General features: G+C 69.9%; 18 protein-coding genes. 9 read left to right on the top strand and 9 right to left on the bottom strand.

The genetic code is table 11. The features are described from left to right. Positions 1-97 precede the first annotated feature (97 nt). Both ACFTE1_RS00345 and ACFTE1_RS00340 read right to left on the bottom strand, forming a co-directional pair. Positions 98-571, bottom strand: a complete 474-nt coding sequence (locus ACFTE1_RS00345) for a MarR family winged helix-turn-helix transcriptional regulator (RefSeq protein WP_380618729.1) — start codon at positions 569-571, stop codon at positions 98-100. An 81-nt stretch (positions 572-652) separates the two neighbouring features. After that, positions 653-1,126 (bottom strand): GNAT family N-acetyltransferase, encoded by a 474-nt coding sequence (locus tag ACFTE1_RS00340; RefSeq protein WP_380618730.1) that lies wholly within the window; start codon positions 1,124-1,126, stop codon positions 653-655. Between the two features lie 125 nt (positions 1,127-1,251). Between ACFTE1_RS00340 and ACFTE1_RS00335 the strand changes: the two genes are divergently transcribed. The 9 genes from ACFTE1_RS00335 (at position 1,252) to ACFTE1_RS00295 (ending at position 8,013) form a co-directional block, all read left to right on the top strand. Next, positions 1,252-1,779 (top strand): hypothetical protein, encoded by a 528-nt coding sequence (locus ACFTE1_RS00335; protein ID WP_380618731.1) that lies wholly within the window; start codon positions 1,252-1,254, stop codon positions 1,777-1,779. 73 nt (positions 1,780-1,852) lie between these two features. Beyond that, positions 1,853-2,329 carry a hypothetical protein gene (locus ACFTE1_RS00330; protein WP_380618732.1) on the top strand — a complete coding sequence of 159 codons (477 nt, stop codon included), beginning with the start codon at positions 1,853-1,855 and terminating at the stop codon, positions 2,327-2,329. Positions 2,330-2,472: 143 nt separating this feature from the next. Next, on the top strand, positions 2,473-3,846 hold the full coding sequence (locus ACFTE1_RS00325) for a dihydrolipoyl dehydrogenase family protein (protein ID WP_380618734.1): 1,374 nt from the start codon (positions 2,473-2,475) through the stop codon (positions 3,844-3,846). 97 nt (positions 3,847-3,943) lie between these two features. Then, positions 3,944-4,555: a dihydrofolate reductase family protein gene (locus tag ACFTE1_RS00320; protein WP_380618736.1), complete on the top strand. Its 612-nt coding sequence runs from the start codon at positions 3,944-3,946 to the stop codon at positions 4,553-4,555. An 80-nt stretch (positions 4,556-4,635) separates the two neighbouring features. Continuing rightward, positions 4,636-5,769 carry a hypothetical protein gene (locus ACFTE1_RS00315; protein WP_380618738.1) on the top strand — a complete coding sequence of 378 codons (1,134 nt, stop codon included), beginning with the start codon at positions 4,636-4,638 and terminating at the stop codon, positions 5,767-5,769. A 171-nt stretch (positions 5,770-5,940) separates the two neighbouring features. Continuing rightward, a complete protein-coding gene (locus ACFTE1_RS00310) occupies positions 5,941-6,558 on the top strand; it encodes a helix-turn-helix transcriptional regulator (protein ID WP_380618740.1) in 618 nt (205 codons plus the stop codon). A 216-nt stretch (positions 6,559-6,774) separates the two neighbouring features. After that, positions 6,775-6,939 carry a DUF5993 family protein gene (locus tag ACFTE1_RS00305; protein ID WP_380618742.1) on the top strand — a complete coding sequence of 55 codons (165 nt, stop codon included), beginning with the start codon at positions 6,775-6,777 and terminating at the stop codon, positions 6,937-6,939. 10 nt (positions 6,940-6,949) lie between these two features. After that, positions 6,950-7,516 carry a disulfide bond formation protein B gene (locus ACFTE1_RS00300; RefSeq protein WP_380618744.1) on the top strand — a complete coding sequence of 189 codons (567 nt, stop codon included), beginning with the start codon at positions 6,950-6,952 and terminating at the stop codon, positions 7,514-7,516. Between the two features lie 131 nt (positions 7,517-7,647). Beyond that, positions 7,648-8,013, top strand: coding sequence for a hypothetical protein (locus ACFTE1_RS00295; RefSeq protein ID WP_380618745.1), 366 nt, complete (start codon positions 7,648-7,650; stop codon positions 8,011-8,013). A 73-nt stretch (positions 8,014-8,086) separates the two neighbouring features. Here the strand turns inward: ACFTE1_RS00295 and ACFTE1_RS00290 are convergent, their stop codons facing one another. The 7 genes from ACFTE1_RS00290 to ACFTE1_RS00260 form a co-directional block, all read right to left on the bottom strand. After that, positions 8,087-9,829: an ABC transporter ATP-binding protein gene (locus ACFTE1_RS00290; RefSeq protein WP_380618747.1), complete on the bottom strand. Its 1,743-nt coding sequence runs from the start codon at positions 9,827-9,829 to the stop codon at positions 8,087-8,089. A gap of 3 nt (positions 9,830-9,832) precedes the next feature. Then, on the bottom strand, positions 9,833-11,488 hold the full coding sequence (locus ACFTE1_RS00285) for an ABC transporter transmembrane domain-containing protein (RefSeq protein ID WP_380618749.1): 1,656 nt from the start codon (positions 11,486-11,488) through the stop codon (positions 9,833-9,835). Positions 11,489-11,677: 189 nt separating this feature from the next. Continuing rightward, the gene (locus ACFTE1_RS00280) at positions 11,678-12,475 is read right to left on the bottom strand and encodes a hypothetical protein (protein ID WP_380618751.1); all 798 of its coding nucleotides are present in this window, start codon (positions 12,473-12,475) and stop codon (positions 11,678-11,680) included. 187 nt (positions 12,476-12,662) lie between these two features. Next, positions 12,663-13,832 carry an MFS transporter gene (locus ACFTE1_RS00275; RefSeq protein WP_380618856.1) on the bottom strand — a complete coding sequence of 390 codons (1,170 nt, stop codon included), beginning with the start codon at positions 13,830-13,832 and terminating at the stop codon, positions 12,663-12,665. Between the two features lie 152 nt (positions 13,833-13,984). Further along, positions 13,985-14,449, bottom strand: a complete 465-nt coding sequence (locus ACFTE1_RS00270; RefSeq protein ID WP_380618753.1) for a MarR family winged helix-turn-helix transcriptional regulator — start codon at positions 14,447-14,449, stop codon at positions 13,985-13,987. Between the two features lie 168 nt (positions 14,450-14,617). Continuing rightward, the gene (locus tag ACFTE1_RS00265) at positions 14,618-14,833 is read right to left on the bottom strand and encodes a ferredoxin (RefSeq protein WP_380618755.1); all 216 of its coding nucleotides are present in this window, start codon (positions 14,831-14,833) and stop codon (positions 14,618-14,620) included. A 13-nt stretch (positions 14,834-14,846) separates the two neighbouring features. After that, complete coding sequence (locus tag ACFTE1_RS00260) at positions 14,847-16,055, bottom strand: cytochrome P450 (protein ID WP_380618757.1); 1,209 nt, start codon at positions 16,053-16,055, stop codon at positions 14,847-14,849. Positions 16,056-16,123: the final 68 nt, after the last annotated feature.

Below are 16,123 nucleotides of genomic sequence, written 5' to 3'. Positions count from 1 at the left end.
TGAGTCATAGGGAGGAGCCGTGCCGCGGTTGGACGCCCAGCGGCGGAGGGCGGGCCGGTTCGTGGTGCGGGAGCGGCGAACGCCAGTCGAGGCGGGCTCAGCTACCGTCGAGATCCCGGCGGAGGGTGGCGGCGATTCGGGTGAGACCGGCCGCGAGATGGCGTCGCTGCGCCGGGCCGAGCGGCTCGAACACGAGTCGTTTCACCTCCGCCGCGTGGGCCGGCGCGCTCTCGACGAGCTTCTGTCGGCCGGCGTCGGCCAAGACGGCGAGAGTGTAGCGGCCGTCTTCGGGGTCGGGTCGGCGCTCGACCCACTTGCGGGACTCGAAGCGGTCCATCGTCTTCGACAGGCGGGGCTGGGTGCTGTCGCTGACCCGGGCCAGGTCGCTGAGGCGCATGGAGCCCCCGTCCGCCATGGACAGCCGCGCCAGGACCCCGTACTCGAAGTTGGAGATGCCCGCGTCCCGCTGCAGCTGGCGGTCGAGCGCCGCCGGGAGCGCGATGACGACAGTGAGCAGCGCCTGCCACAGTTCTTGCTGGTCATCGTCGAGCCAAGGCGATGGGGAGTCCATGCGCCCATCATACTTGCCGGGGAAACTCGTCCTGCGATTCGGCGGAGGGAAGCATGCGCGCAAGTGCGCGCCTCGAGATTGCTACGAGACGGGGCCGCTCTGGCCTTCCGAGACCCCGGCGGGTTCACGGACCATGGTCACGTCCAGAGGGTCCTCCGACTCGAAGACGAAGCCCTGCCGCTCATAAAAGCGCCGGGCCGCACTGCCCCGCAGGACGATCAACCGCACCGTCGTCCCTTCGCGGTCGCACCGCTCCAGCAGTTCGCGCAGCACCGCTCCGCCTATGCCTCGCCCCTGAAGACTCGAGTCCAGGTAGAAGTGCTCCAGCCAGGAGCAATCCCCGTCCGGACGCAGCGCCATGCAGCCGGCGAAGGCGCCGTCCACCTCGATGACCGAGGTGTGCTCGGGCTGGAAGCCATTGCGCAGACGGTTGCGTACGCGCTGCTCGTCGTACCGGCCAAGGCGCTCCAGATCGGGCCGCAGAACCTCGGCCCGCAGTTCCGCGATCGCGTCCACATCGGCGGGAGCCGCCGGGCGCGTCTTCCAATCTCCCATGGACACCACGGTACTTCCGCACCGAACGGGCACCGCCGCGCGGCGTCGACGGCTCCCACATTCTGCACGGAGCCGAAGCACGCCTGGCCGACACGGCGGAAGTTCCCGCGCCGTACAGTGGACTGGTGAACGGACAACGCCTCGGATCCCTCATCGGCGCGATCGGAGGAGCGGTCTTCGTGCTCCTCAACGCCGCCGACTTCCCCTCCCCCGCCGACACGGCCACGCGCGTCGCCGGAGCCGTCGCGTTCCTCGCCGTGATCTGGTTCGCCGTCCTCAAACCAGGACCGGCCGTCGAGGCTCCGGAGCCCTCCCGCAACGCCGTCCGCGTGTACTGGCTGTGCGTCGTCTTCGAGGTGATCGCGATACCCGTCGGGGCGCAGGTCATCACCCGCGCCTTCGAACGGCCCGACCTGGTGATCCTGTGGGTGGTGCTCGTCGTCGGCGTCCACTTCGTCCCTTTCGCCAAGGCCTTCTCCCTGCCGCTGTTCGGCTTCCTCGGCTGGACGCTCGTCGGAATCGCCGCCGCGGGCACGGCCGCCGCCCTGACCGTCGACGCCGTGGCCGCCCCCGTCGCGGGCGTGGCCGCCGGCTTTATCCTGCTCGGCTTCAGCGGCTTCTCCCGCTCCATGAAAGCCGCCTCGGCATCGTGACAGGAAGCCTCCGCGAAACGTCGTTCGCCTTGCCGCCCTACGATGCGGGAATGCAGAGAGGGGACTCGACGCAATGGTGAGACGACTGGCCGCCACGGCACTCGGACTGGCCCTGCTGGCCGGGTGCCAGTCACCCGGTGGCGACGCGGCCGACGACTCCGGTACCGGGGAGGCGACCGACGCCCAGGCGAACGGAACGGGAGCGGAAGTCGCCGAGATCGACCCGGAGGACCGGCCGACCGGCCCGCCGGTCGACCAGTTGCTGACCGCCTACGAGGGCCGCTGGGAGGAGAGGCCGGAAGGGGTCGACGAACCGCGCTTCTTCGAGTTCGACGACCAGGGCACCGGCACCTATACGACCGCGGGCGCCGGGCACGTCTACCGCGGGCAGATAGAACCCGTCGGGTACGGCATGGACCACTACAAAGGCGTGGCGATGAACGACCCGGACGACAAGGTCTCCCTGAGCATCGGATGGCGCGACGAGGACCAGGAAGTCCTGCTGCTGGAGGGCGGCGAGGGGACGTACTACGAGTTCCACAGGGCGTAGCGCCGCACCGGCGGGTCCGGGTCTCTCCCGAGGGGCCCGAGCCTGCCGCCGATCGCGGCGATTCCTCCCGAACGTCTCGACCGCACCGGCTCCGTAAGGAAGAATCGACCCCGGATTCCCGAGGACGACGGAAGGCGGACACCGTGGCCGAACAATTCGACGCGATCGTCATCGGCATGGGACCCGGCGGCGAGGTCGCCGCGTCACGGCTGATCGACGCGGGCAAACGCGTGGCGGTCGTCGAAAGGGAGCTCATCGGCGGCGAGTGCGGCTACTGGGCCTGCATCCCGTCCAAGACCCTGCTGCGCTCTCCCGAGGCCCGATACGAGTCCCGGCAGGCGGCCGGACTCGCCGAACCGGACCTGGACTGGCCTGCCCTGCGCGACTACCGCGACGCGATGATCCGCCACCTCGACGACCACCGCCAGGTGCAGGGATACGAGGACCTGGGCGCCACGGTCGTCAAGGCCGGCGCGCGAGTGGTGGGCCGGGAGCCGTGGACAGTGGAGGCCGGCGACCGCACGCTGAGCGCCGAACACCTCGTGCTCGCCACCGGATCGGCGGCGTTCCGTCCGCCGATCGACGGCCTGGAGACTGTGGACCCGTGGACGAACCGCGAAGCCACGACGCTCACCGAGATCCCCCGGCGCGCCGTTCTCGTCGGAGGCAGCGCCGTGGGCACCGAACTGGGGCACTTCCTGGCCCGCATGGGCACGAGGGTGGCGATCGTCGAACGGGGCCCGCGCCCGCTCGGCCGCGAGGAACCGCGCGTCGGGGACCTGGCCGACTGGCACCTCTCGCAAGCGGGCGTCGACGTCCGCACCGAGGCCCGCGTCGAAGCGGTCCGCAAGGAGGTCGGCGAGACCGTCGTGACGCTGGACGACGGCCGGGAGATCCGCACCGATGTACTGATCCTCGCGACCGGGCGGGTGCCGCGAGTGGACGGACTGGGCCTGGAGGATCTCGGCGTTCCCGTCGAGCGTCCCGACGGGCGGGCCGGAATCCCCGTGGACGAGCACTGCGAGGTCGCCGAGTTCCCCAGGCTCTGGGCGGTCGGTGACGTCACCGGCGTCGCCATGTTCACGCACGTAGCCAAGTACCAGGGCCGCGTCGCCGCCGACACGATCCTGGGCAGGCCCCGCACCGCCGACTACACGGGCGTCCCGCGCGTGGTCTTCGCCCAACCCGAGATCGCGGCCGTCGGGCTCACCTCCGAACAGGCCCGGAACGCCGGAATGGACGTGGTGTCCAGCGAGGTGGACCTGACCGCCGCACTGGCCAAGCCGTGGACCTTCGACACCGAGCCGGCCGGGACCCTCGGGCTGGTCGCCGACCGGCGCCGCCGAGTCCTCGTCGGAGCGTGGGCCGTCTCGCCGATGGCAGGAGAGTTCATCCACACCGCGGCCACGGCCGTCCGCGCGGAACTGCCGATCGACGTGCTGCTCGACGGCATCGCGCAGTTCCCCAGCTACAACGAGGGCTTCCTGGCGGCGGCCGAGCAACTGGACCTGGATTGACGCCGAGCGGCCCGGCGGAAGCGCCATTCGAGTGGGCCGCAAGCGATGGATTCACACGGCGGGCGTCGTCTTTATGGACAGAGGAAAGGAACGCACTATGAAACTCGTGGTCACCATGTTCACGTCCATCGACGGCGTCGCCCAGGCGCCCGGAGGCCCGAAGGAGGACACCGACGGCGGCTTCGACCAGGGCGGCTGGGTCGTCCCGCACTTCGACGACGCCACCGGGGAGGCGGTCGGCGGCTGGTTCGCGACGGCGGACGCGTTCCTCTTGGGGCGCAAGACCTATGAAATGTTCGCCGGGTACTGGCCGCACGCCCCCGAAGAGGAGGAGCCGGTGCGCTCCAAGCTCAACGAGCTCCCCAAGTACGTGGCGTCGCGGGGAGAGCCGGACCTCGCGTGGAACAACTCGCGGCCGATCGACGGCGAGCTCACCGAGGCGGTCGGGAAGTTGAAGGAGCAGCCGGGACGGGACCTGCAGGTCCACGGCAGCCCGACCATGGCGCAGCACCTCCTCGGGGCCGGCCTCGTCGACGAGCTGCGGGTGCTCACGTTCCCCGTCGTCCTCGGCAAGGGCAAGAGGCTGTTCGAACCGGGGACGAAGCCGTCGGCCTGGACGCTGGAGTCGGTCGCGCGTACGCCCTCCGGGGTGCAGGCCCAGGTATACCGCTTCCAAGGGGCACCGACCCACGGCACCTACGGTTTCTGAACCGGCCGAAGCCGTTCGGGGGCCGTGGCCGGGGTTCCCTATACTGCTCTAGAAGATACTTCTAGAAAAAGGGAGCCCCGGTGAACACCTCACTCGCCGTCCGGTACACGATGATGGGCGGCTCGGCGGACGACGCGCCCTACGTCATCTACCTCCTGGTATGCGGCGCCGTCCTCGTCGCCATGGCCGTCATCGGCGGACGCGCCGGGGCGGAGACCCGTTGGGGTGTGGGCGCGATCGGCTCGGTCCTGATCGTCTGGCACTCCTACATCCTCCTGGCCGGGGCCTGGTCGGCGATCTTCGGCGGATGGGTCGTCGTCTTGGGGCCTCCCGTTCTCATCGCGGCCATGGGCGTCGTCATGGTGACCGGCGACCGCGAGGAGAGCGCGGTCCCACCCGGCACCGCCCCTCCCGTCCCGCCCGGTCACGGGTATCCGGTGCCGCCTTCTCCGCCCGGACAGGGATACCCGCCCGCACCGCCGATCACGGCGGCCCACGGGTATCCGTCCGTTCCGCCGGGTCAGGGGTACCCTCCCGCTCCGCCGCCGGCCGCGAAGCCCAAGAGAACGCGCACCCTCATCGCGGTGGGCGTCGCCCTGGCCGTGCTCGTCGGAGGAACGGGCTACGTCATCGTCCGGACGTCGCAGGGGCCGGAAGAGCCGGAGCAGCTGACAGCGGACGAGATCCGCTACGACAAGCGTCCCACGTACCTGGAGATCGGCGAAGGCCCCGTCCGAGTCGACCTCTACACGGACGTGCTCTGCGCGGACTCCTGCCCCGGCCTCCGCGACATGCTGAAGACCGCCGAGACCGCATGGCTGCCACGCGGGGAGATCTCCCTGAGGATCCACTTCACCACCCGCGTCGGGCGGCAGCCGAGCGGCGCCTCCTTCGGAGCCGTCTGCGCCTTCGAGGAGGCCGGAGACGCCCTGGAGTTCACCGAGTACCTGCGCCGCCTGCTCGATTGGCAGGTGGACAACCGGTCGGCCTACGTCATGGCCGAGGGTGCCGTCGCCATCGCCGCGGACCTCGGTGTCACCGGCGAGATGAGAGAGTGTGCCATGGAGGCTCGGCACAAAGACTGGATCAGGGAGTCCGCGAAGGACGCCGAGAGCGACGGCCGCACCGAGACGGTGATCGTGGTCGACGGCCGGACGTCCGACCCGGACGAGGCCGTGGACGACGTCGAGGCGGCCGTTGCCGAGGCCGCATAGCACCTCGATATGACTCACCTCTCATAGAGGATCCGCGTCATGGCAATCCGGCATATCCGTCGTCATCGGACACGGCGATCGAGCGCCGGGCGCCAGGTGAGCTCGCTCCGAGTTCTGCCCGACCTGCGATCGCCTCCCCACCATGCCTTCACGGAACAACGAGGTTATGCAATGAAGACGATCGCAGTCTGGAGCGACGCGCCCGACGCGGCCGGCCGGATCACCGAGCAGTGCCGCATGAGCGGCGAGGACGTCCAGGCATGGAGGGCCGCCACGGCTGACGACCTGGTGCGCCTGCTGCGGGCCCGCCGCGTGGACTACATCCTTTTCGACAAGCACCCGGCGGCGGCGAGCTGCGCGAAGCTCTTCTACGCGGTGAAGAACGCCAGCCCGGGGACGAAGATGGTCCTCACCGGGGTCACGAACATGTCCTCGCTGCAGGGCATTCCCCTGGAGACGGTCGACGGGATCTTCCACCCGTCCTTCACCGACGGCAGCGACTTCCTCTCCTCGCTCATCCAGGCGCTGATCTCGTCGGAGAACGCCCGGACCTCGTCGGTGAGGGTCCCCCGGCAGGCGACCGGGCAGGAGCAGAAGGCGCTGTCCGACAGGGAGGCGCAGATCCTGGAGCTCATGAGCAACGGCTCGACCAACGGGGAGATCTCGCGCGTCCTGTCGATCTCGGAGGACACGGTCAAGACGCACGCCAAGCGCATGTACAAGAAGCTGGGCGTTTCCGACCGGGCCCACGCCGTCGCCGAGGCCTTCCGGCTCGGACTCACCGTCTGAGCACCGGCGTCTCCGTCCCGATCGGACGGAGACGCCAGCCGAATCCCACCGCGGGAATAACACCCCTGTCACCGAAGTCCCCGTGCGAACGCCTGAATGGTCCTCGGGACCCGGAACGCTCCCCCGAACGGCCGCCGGTCACAGGAATGTCCCGCCTCCCCGCTCCATTCTGACCTAGGCTGAGCCTCGACGACGACATAGAGGCAGGGGTGGGCAATGGACACACTGATCATGGCGGGGTTCACCGTCGTGCTCCTCATCATGGCCTTCAAGGGCCTGGGGAAGAAGGCGTTCATCGCCGTCTGGGCGGTGGGGATGGTGGCGCTCCTGGCGGCGCTCAACTACCACATCACCGATTCGCTGGACCTGACCGGACTCTAGGGAGGCAGACATGCTCGCACGCTTCATCAGCCGGTACCTGCCGCCCGTCTACGTCCTCGCCTTCCTGGGCGTCATCCTCGGCGGCTTCTTCGAGGGCATCTTCGGCGACACGCTCCCGTGCCCGCTGTGCATGCTCATCCGGTACTTCATGTTCATGGCGATCCTCCCGATCGTCTGGCTCATGTGGACTCGGCGCAAGGAGGAGGTCCCGAAGGGCCACGCCGTCACCGCGTGGGGCCTCGCGGCCTTCTCGTCCGTGGGCGGGGCGATCACCGCCGGGCGCCAGATGCTGCTGCACACGCAGAAGGGCGACCCCGGCTACGCCGGCACCGTCTTCGGCCTCCACACCTACACCTGGGCGTTCGTCGTCTTCGTGATCGCCGTGCTCGGCAGCCTCGTGGCGCTGATGTGCGTCGACGAGTACAAGCGCCTGGACCGCAAGCGCCTGCCCTCCGTCATCATGGCCATCGTCCTGCTCACGGTGGTCGCCAACCTCGTCTACGTCTTCCTGGAGGCGGGCTTCCACTGGTCGCTGCCCGACGACCCGCAGTGCTACCTGCTGTTCGAGGAGTGCTGAGGTTCGGGGCGGAAACATCTTAGAGAACTTTCTGAATATCGCGTCTCCGCCGGAGTGGCGGAAGGCGGGAAACAGTGGGAGACTGTGGGTCAAGAACCGGACACGATTAATCCTCGGAGGTCCCCTTGTCGATGGCCGTCAAGAACAGGCTGATCTGGCTCGCGAGCATAGTCGCCGCGATCGTCCTGGGCGTCGGGACCTGGCTGGCCCTCGGTGGCCCGACGACCGGCGAAGCCGAGGAGCCCACCGAGGAGGAGAGCCTCGCCGCTCAGTACGACGACTACATCACGCAGGTCGAAGGGTGGCTCCCCGACATCGTCGACTGGAAGCCCTCCGAAGTGGTGGAGGCCGGAATGGACATCTGTCGGCAGCGGGAGGCCGGAGCCTCCCACAAGGACCTCGTCGGCAGCGTCGGCATGCGGTTCAACACCCACGAGTCCTCCGCCGAGAACGTCCTCGGCGTCGTCGAGGCCCACTGCTCCGAACTGACGCGCTGAGCGGTGGTCAAGTCCCGCACGGACGGTCGTCGATCCCCGAGACTCCGAACTGAGGCCTTGAGCCCGAGCACGGTCACGCCTCCTGGTTCCAGGCCCTCCACAGCCGGGCGAAATCGCCGTCGGCCGCCCGCAGTTCGTCCGGCGTGCCCGCCTCGACCACCCGACCCGCGTCCATGACCGCGACGCGATCGGCCGAGACCGCCGTGGAGAGGTTGTGGGCGACGGCGATGACCGTCTTGCCCCGCAAGGACTCCCGCAACCGCCGGTCCATATCGCGGGCCGAGCCGCCGGCGAAGAGCGACGTGGCCTCGTCCAGCACCAGGACGTCCGGATCGGCCAGGAGCACGCGGGCGAGCGCCAGCCGCTGCGCCTCGGCCGGACCGACCGGGAAGTCCCGCTCACCGATCGCCGTGTCGAGCCCGTCGGGCAGGCCGGCGACCCACTCCGCGGCGCCGACGGCCTCCAAGGCCGCCAGGATCTTCGCGTCGTCGGCCGGGGCGTCGACCAGGCGCAGGTTGTCGCGGACCGAGCCGAGGAAGATGTGGTGTTCCTGCGTCACCATCAGCACCTTGCGGCGCCGGGCCTCCGTCGTGAGTCCGGAGAGGTCCGCTCCCCCGATGCGCACGCGCCCGGAGGTAGGCTCGTCGATGCCGCAGACGAGCCGGGCGAGGCTGGTCTTGCCCGCTCCCGAGGCGCCGACGACGGCAAGCGTCTCACCCTCCTTGACCTTCAGGTCCACATCGTGGAGTACCAGCGCGGAGTCGTCGTCGTAGCGGTACGACACCGCGTCGACCTCGACGTCGCCGCCGGGGCCCGTCGCGTCCGAGTCGTCCGGTTCCGCGGCGCCGGCCTCGCCGACCCCGGTCACGCGGGACAGCGACGCCGAGGCGGACAGCAGGCCCTGGCCGAAGATGAGCATCGCGGCGACCGGCTCGCTGATCTGTTTGAGCAGCAGGACGCCAGTGGTGACCTCGCCGAGCGTGGCCAGGTCCCGGCTGTGGAGAAAGGCCCCGACGGCGACGCCCGCGGAGACGGTCAGGATCATGCCGATGTCGACCGATGGGAACAGCACGCTCCGCAGGTTCATCTCCCTCTTGACGGCCCGCCAGGTTCCGTCCATGTTGGCGCGCAGGTTCTCGCGGCGCGCCTCCTCCAGGCGATAGGTCTCGACGGTTCCCGCGCCGGCGACGTCGGAGGCGGCGGCGTCCGCCAGCCGCGACTGGGCGGAGCCGCGGGCCAGCGTGACCGAGCGGACGCGCTTGAAGGCCCAGCGGCCTCCGGCTCCGGTGATCGGAACGGCCACCAGGAGCGAGAGGGCGAGCAGCGGGTTGATCACGGCGAGCCCGACGGCCAGCACCGCCACGGTGACCGCGGCGATGAGCACCTCGGGCACCGCGAACTGGGCGGCGCGGTTGAGCATGGCCACGTCGGAGGTCGCCCGGGTGAGCAGGTCGCCGGCGCTCGCCCCCTCGATGCGCCGGACGGGCAGGCGCATGGAGTCGGCGATGAAGTCGTCTCTGAGCCCGCGCATGACCTTCTCGGCCAGGCGCCGCGTGTGCACGCGGGAGATCCAGGTCAGGAAGGTCTGCAGGAGGACGAATCCGAGTGCGGCGGCGGCCAGGAGGTTGATGGTGGAGGCGGAGATGCCGTCGATTCGGTCCACGATGGCGCCGAGGACGACCGGGGCGGCCATGGAGGAGGCGGCGGCCAGCGCGTACAGGAGGATCACGGCGACGGCGGGTCGGCGGCGCGTGCGTCCGATCCTTTTGAGGACGGACCAGGTGTGCGCGGGGGATGCGATGGGGAGTTCGCGCATGGCTCAGCGTCCTGTCAGGTCGAGGTAGTCGTCGAGGCGGGAGAGGTCGGCGTGCGTGCCGGTCTCGGCTCCGTCGCCGCGGAGGAAGACGACGTGGTCGGCGGCGATCAGCCAGGCGGGGGAGCTGGAGGCGACCGCGGTGGTGCGGCCCTCTCGCAGTTCGGCGGTCCGCCGGACGACGAGGGTCTCGGTATAGGCGTCGAGCGCGGAGGTGGGGTCCACGGCGAGGAGCACCTCTGGCTCGGCGGCCAGGGCCCGGGCCAGGCGCAGACGCTGCCTCTGGCCTCCGGAGAGGTTCCGGCCCTCGTCTTGGAGCTCGCCTTCCCAGCCGCCGAGGCTGGAGCGGATGTCGTCCCCGGCGACGGCGTGGAGCACGCTGTCGCGGTCGGCGGCGCCGACCAGTGTGTCGGCGAGTGCGCCCGCGAAAAGCCGCTGGTCGTTGGCCACGGTGACGACCGAGCCGTGCAGTTGCGCGTGGTCGATGTCGGTGACCGGCGTGCCCGCCACCGTGGCCGCGCCCGGCTCCAGTCCCGCCATGCGGTCGAAGGCCCGCGCGACGGCGTCGCTGTCGGAGGAGGCGATGACGGTCAGCTTCCCGCGGGGAAGGGTGATGCCCGTGTCGGGATCATGGACCCGGCCGGGCGTGAAGGGCTCTTCGCCTGTCCACTCCGGTGCCCTGGTCGACAGGACGGCCACGACGCGCCTGGCGGCGGCCTGGGCCGTGGCGAGCGAGCGGGCCGCTATCGCGATGGTGAACAGCGGCAGCCAGAGGAAGGCCGTGTAGCCGAAGACGGTGATGAAGCCGCCGGTGGAGAGGTCCCCGTTCGCCGCCGAGTGCGCGGCCAGCCAGGTGACGGCCACGATGAGCGCGCCCGGCACCACGACGGAGACGGCGTCGAGGGAGGCCTGCGCGGGGGCCGCCTCGATTCCCTTGCGCTCCAGGTTCGCCGACTCGGCGCGGTAGTGCTCGCCGAACGAGCGCTCTCCGCCTATGCCCCGCATGACGCGCAGGCCGCCGATGATGTCGCCGATGCGCGTGTTGATGGCGCCTTCCTGGTCGCGGTAGACGTAGAGGCGGCGCTGGATGACCTTGACGACGGGGCCGACGGCGAAGATCTGGACGGCTCCGCCGAGGACGGCCATGACGCCGAGCCAGGGGTCGGTCCTCCACAGCACCACCGTGACGACGATGAACGCGATGGCGGCGCCGAGCGTGCGGGACACGAGGTCCGTGGTGCCGCCGATCTCCTGGGCGTCCTGGTTGGACACCGCGACGACCTCTCCCGCCGAGTGCGCCCGGGACAGCGCGCGACCCGTCCGGTGGGAGTGGCGGGTGACGACCTGGACGACGCCGAACGCGGCCAGCTGGCGGTTGAGGGACATGAACCGCTCGCGCCAGAGCGTCACCACGCCGCCGGCGACGGCGAATCCGGCGAGGACCGCCACCCACGTCCAGAGGTCCCGGCCGTCGCCGATGCCCTCGTCCACGGCCCGGCCGATCGCGACGGGCAGGGCGGCGAACACCAGCATCCAGGCCGTGCCGCCGAGGGCGCCGAAGGCGAGCGGCCAGAACTGCCTCATGTAGAGCCAGGCGAGGAAGCGGCCGGGTGTCGGGTCGTCCGGCGGAGCGGCCGTCAGGGGCCGTGTCGGATCGGGCATGAGACGCATATTCTCTCCCAGGGGGTAGGGATCAATCCGTCTATAAAGTAAACTATTTATTTTTCCGTCGCGAGTCGTTTCCCGCTCAGTGGTGTTACAGCGGACATGCGAAGCGGCGGCCCGCCCGGCGCGGCCGGAGCCGGTGCGCCGCACGGACCGCCGCGAGCAGGTCGTCCCCGGAACGCGGGGCTAGCCCGCCGGGGTGAGCGTCCAGTCCCCTCTGGACTGGACGGCCACGATGCCCGGTCCCTCGGGCAGTGTGAACGCGTCCGTGGCCTCGTCGGTGATCCCGTTGGCCGTCGCCAGGTAGGGAGTCATCAGGCGGGCACCGTGGAACATGACCTTGAACCCGGAGATGTGGCCGATCTTGTGGACATAGCGGTAGTCCATCTCGGTCTCGCCGCCCTCGTAGAAGAAGACGCCGTCGCCGGTGCCGGACTCGGGCAGCCCCGGGGCGTCGCCGAGGGGCTCGATGCGGATGGTCCAGTCTCCGGCGGCCTCCTTCACCTGGAGGAGTTCGGAGGGGACGCTCCGGCTGACGACCACCATCGCGGTGGTGCCCTCGTAGTCTCCGGACACGTTGACCAAGAGGTTCTTGGTGTTCTCGCCCTGCGCGTCGATGCCCTGGACAATGAAGTTCCCGTCCCCCCGGTGCGTGGCGGTCACCATGGACTCGGCGGCGCCCTCGGGCAGCTCGAGGTCCTCCGGACCCGATCCGCTGTACTCGACCGGTTCGAAGTCCGGGTACTCGGCGTCCTCGTAGTTCTCTTCGGCCGCCGCTTCCTCCTCGGACGACTCCCCGTCCTCCGGCCCGGCGTCTTCCGCGACGTCCTCGGCGGTCCGGTTCTCGTCGGGGTCGTCGGAGGCCACGCTTCCCTTGAGCGCGAAGAAGGCCACGCCGGCGACGACCGCCAAGGCGGCGACGGCTCCCCCTATGATCAGCCCTGTCTTCTTGGAACCCTGGGATTCAGCGCCCGGTTGTGCCATTATCGATCTTTCTCATCGGACCGTTGTTCGAACCCCTGCATCATAGGCGGCACCGCCCAACCGACCAGGACCGGCACTGGGACAGGGACCGGTGGTGGGAACGCGGAAAGCCCGGGCCGAGTCGGAGCTCGGCCCGGGCGTGGACGGCCTGCCGGGGCTCGGTTCGGCGTTCCCCGCCGACGGCCCGTTAGGCGGTGGCCGGAACGACTTCCGGAGCGGTTCTGTCCCGGATGGACAAGAGTGCTGCCGCACCGACGCACAGCACGGCGGCGGCCAGGAACGGCGCCTCCAGCCAGTGCGTCCACATGGCCACATAGCTGACCAGGGTCGCGGCGACGGCCCCGCCGAACCAGCGGCAGAAGTTGTAGCCCGCGCTGGCCACGCCGCGCGGCGCGTCGCTGATGCTCATGGCACGGCCGGTGAACAGGGTGTTCAGCAGCCCTGACACGAGCCCGCTGGCGATGACGCTCGCGATGACCACCGCGTGGTTCCCCGTGGAGATCAGGGCCATGAGGACGGCGTACGAGAGCACCGCCGCGATCAGGGCGCGCTGCTCGCCCAGCCTCGCGGCGAGCCTGGGGGCGAAGGCCACCCCCGCGACGGCGACGCAGACGCCCCAGCCGAAGAAGATGAGCCCGATGGTGATCGGCCCGAAACCGAGCACGAAGGGGATCCACGCCAGGACGGCGAAGAACGCGGCCGTGTACAGGGCCGAGCCGATACCGGTGCGCAGCAGCCCCCCGTGCCCCAGGGCCTTCAGCGGATCGCGCAGCCGCACCGGCTCCCGCTCGTGGTGGTGGTCGGCCGCGATCCACCGGGCGACGAGGACGAGGGCGACCGCCATGAGGATCGCGGTGCCGGCGAACGGCCCGCGCCAGGAGATCTTGCCCAGGGCCGCACCGAGGAGGGGGCCGACGGAGAGCCCGACGCCCAGAGCGGCCTCGTAGAGCAGGATCGCCACCTGCTGACCCCCGGAGGCGGCCCCCACGATGACGGACAGCGCGGTTGCGATGAAGAGGGCGTTGCCCAGTCCCCACAGGCCGCGCAGCCAGATCAGCTGGCCGATGCCGGTGGCCAGCGCGCAAAGGAGGGTCGCCGCGACGATCAGGCCGAGGCCGAAGAGGACGGTGCGCTTGGCGCCGAAGCGGGCGCTGCACCAGCCGGTCACCAGCATCGCCACGACCTGCACGCCGAGATAGGAGGTGAACAGCATGGTCACCTGCGAGGGCTCGGCGTCGAGGCTCTCGGCGATGGACTGCATGATCGGGTCGACCAGTCCGATGGCCATGAACCCGATGACGGCCGCGAAGGCCACGATCCAGACCTGCTTGGGCTGGCCCTTGATCGCGTGCGTCAGGCTCGGGTGGGCCGGTTCGTCGGAGGGCGGCGCCTCGGGGGCTCCGTGAGCTCCGGGCGCGGGGGCTCGGTGAGCTCCGGGCGCGGCGGGTTCGGGCTCTACGGCCGTGGCGTTCAGGGAACGTCCGGACTCGGTATCAGGGGGCTCCGCAGTCACTGCGGCTCCTTTCCGGTGTCGTCGGGACGGCTCCCCTCCCAGTCCAAGAGCTTTTCGAAGGCGGGCAGCGCCGCTTCGAGCGCGGCGATCTCGCCCTCGGTGAGCTCGCCGAGCCTCTCCTTGAGGAAGCGGTGGCGGATGTCCGCCAGGTCGTCGTAGTAGCGGCGGCCCTCGTCGGTCACGGAGATCCTCACGGCGCGGCGGTCGGAGGGATCGGGTTCCTTGACGGCGAGCCCTTCGCGTTCGAGGCGCCCCACGATGCTGTTCATCGAAGGCAGGGAGACGCTCTCGGCGGCGGCCAGTTCACTGAGCCGCTGCGGTCCCCGCTTGACGAGCAGGCGCAGGGTCAGCCCCTGGGAGAGGGTCAGGTGGTGGTTCGGGGTCAGCCGCCGCAACATGCGGTAGAAGTCGACGGAGATGACCCGAAGCTGGGAGGCGAGGGAGTCCCGGTTGTCATTCACTTAGCCATTCTAACTAAATTTAGTGAGGACTTCTAAGTAAAATCGCCGTGAGTTGCGGAACAAGCGGGGGCCGTCCGTACGGACGGCCCCCGCTCTTGGTGCGGCGGCTGAACACCGATGACGCGAGGGGGGCGTCCGTACGGACGCCCCCCTCGCATGCGAGTGGATTCACTCCCCGCCGGGACTCGACCCCTCGTCGAGGACGATGGCCCGCACCGGGCAGGCCTCCTCGGCATGGCGCACATCGTCGTGCAGCGCGGCCGGCGGCTCGTCGTCCAGGACGACGACCATGCCCTCGTCCTCGTCCTGGTCGAAGACGTCGGGCACGCTCATGACGCACTGCCCGGACGAGACGCACTTCTCGCGCTCGGTTCTGATCCTCATGGAAACCTCCTTGTCACCACGTCACCGGTAGTTCGTGGACGCCGTAGATGGTGGCGTCGTGCTTGAACGGCACCTGCGAGACGTCGCAGGCCAGAGCGAGATCCGGCATCCGGCGGAAGAGCGTCGACAGCGCGATCCGCATCTCCAGGCGCGCCAGGGGCTGGCCGAGGCACTGGTGGACGCCGAACCCGAACGCCATGTGCCGCCGCGCGTCGCGCCCGACGTTGAGCGCGTCGGGGTCGGGGAATACCTCCGCGTCGCGATTGCCGATGTCGGAGGGGACGATCACGCCCTCCCCCTTCCTGATCACAGTCCCCGCGATCTCGATGTCCTCCAGAGCCACCCGGCGGCGTCCGTTGTGGCTGATCGTCAGGTAGCGCAGCAGCTCCTCGTTCGCCCGCTCGACGCCCTCCTCGTCGGCCTCCCGGTAGGCCTTCAGCTGCTCGGGGTGTTCCAGGAGGGCCACCGTGCCCAGCGCCAGCATGTTGGCGGTCGTCTCGTGACCGGCCACGAGGAGCAGGAACCCGGTCTGCGCCGCTTCGACGTCCGTCAGCTCCCCCGCCGCGACCCGGGGCGCGAGAGTCGACATGACGTCGTCGCCCGGCTCCGCCGCCTTCTGGTGCACCAGCCGGACGAGGAAGCCGACGAGCTGCTCGGCGGAGGACTTGCGGTCCTCCAACGCGGTGTCGCGGCCGACGAGGCGCTCGCTGTGCTCCTGGAAGAACTCGTGCGAGGAGTAGGGGACGCCGAGCAGGTCGCAGATGACCAGCGAGGGCATGGGAAGGGCGAAGTCCCGGACCAGGTCGGCGGGTTTGGGCCCGGCCAGCATGGCGTCGATCAGCTCGTCCACGACCTTCTGCACCGCCGGGGCCATGGCCTTGACGCTCCGCAGGGTGAACGGTTGAGTGACCATGCGCCGCAGGCGGTTGTGCTCCGGATCGTCCATGAAGAGGAAGCTGATGCCGGCGTCGCCTCCCAGGGCCGGCCCGGTGGAGGGGTATCCGGGGTTGCGGATGTCGACGCTGATCCTGGGGTCGGCCAGCAGCGAGCGCTGCTCCTCATAGCGGGTGGCCAGCCACGGCGTCGAGCCGTCCCAGAGGCGGACGCGCGCGAGCGGTCCGCTCTCCTGCAGGGCCTTGAGTCCCGGGGGCGGGTCGAAGGGGCAGCCTTCGGCCCGCCGCATCGGGTAGGAGGGTGTCTCGGTCGGGGCGGAGTCGGTCATCGCTCACCTTCTCTGTCTTCGGATGCGGGGCGTGTCGGGGCGTCTTCTTTTTAGCCCATAGATCGGAG

Source organism: Salininema proteolyticum (genome assembly GCF_042685645.1).
Lineage (GTDB): Bacteria > Actinomycetota > Actinomycetes > Mycobacteriales > Micromonosporaceae > Salininema > Salininema proteolyticum.
This window is presented reverse-complemented; position numbering and strand designations above follow the sequence as displayed.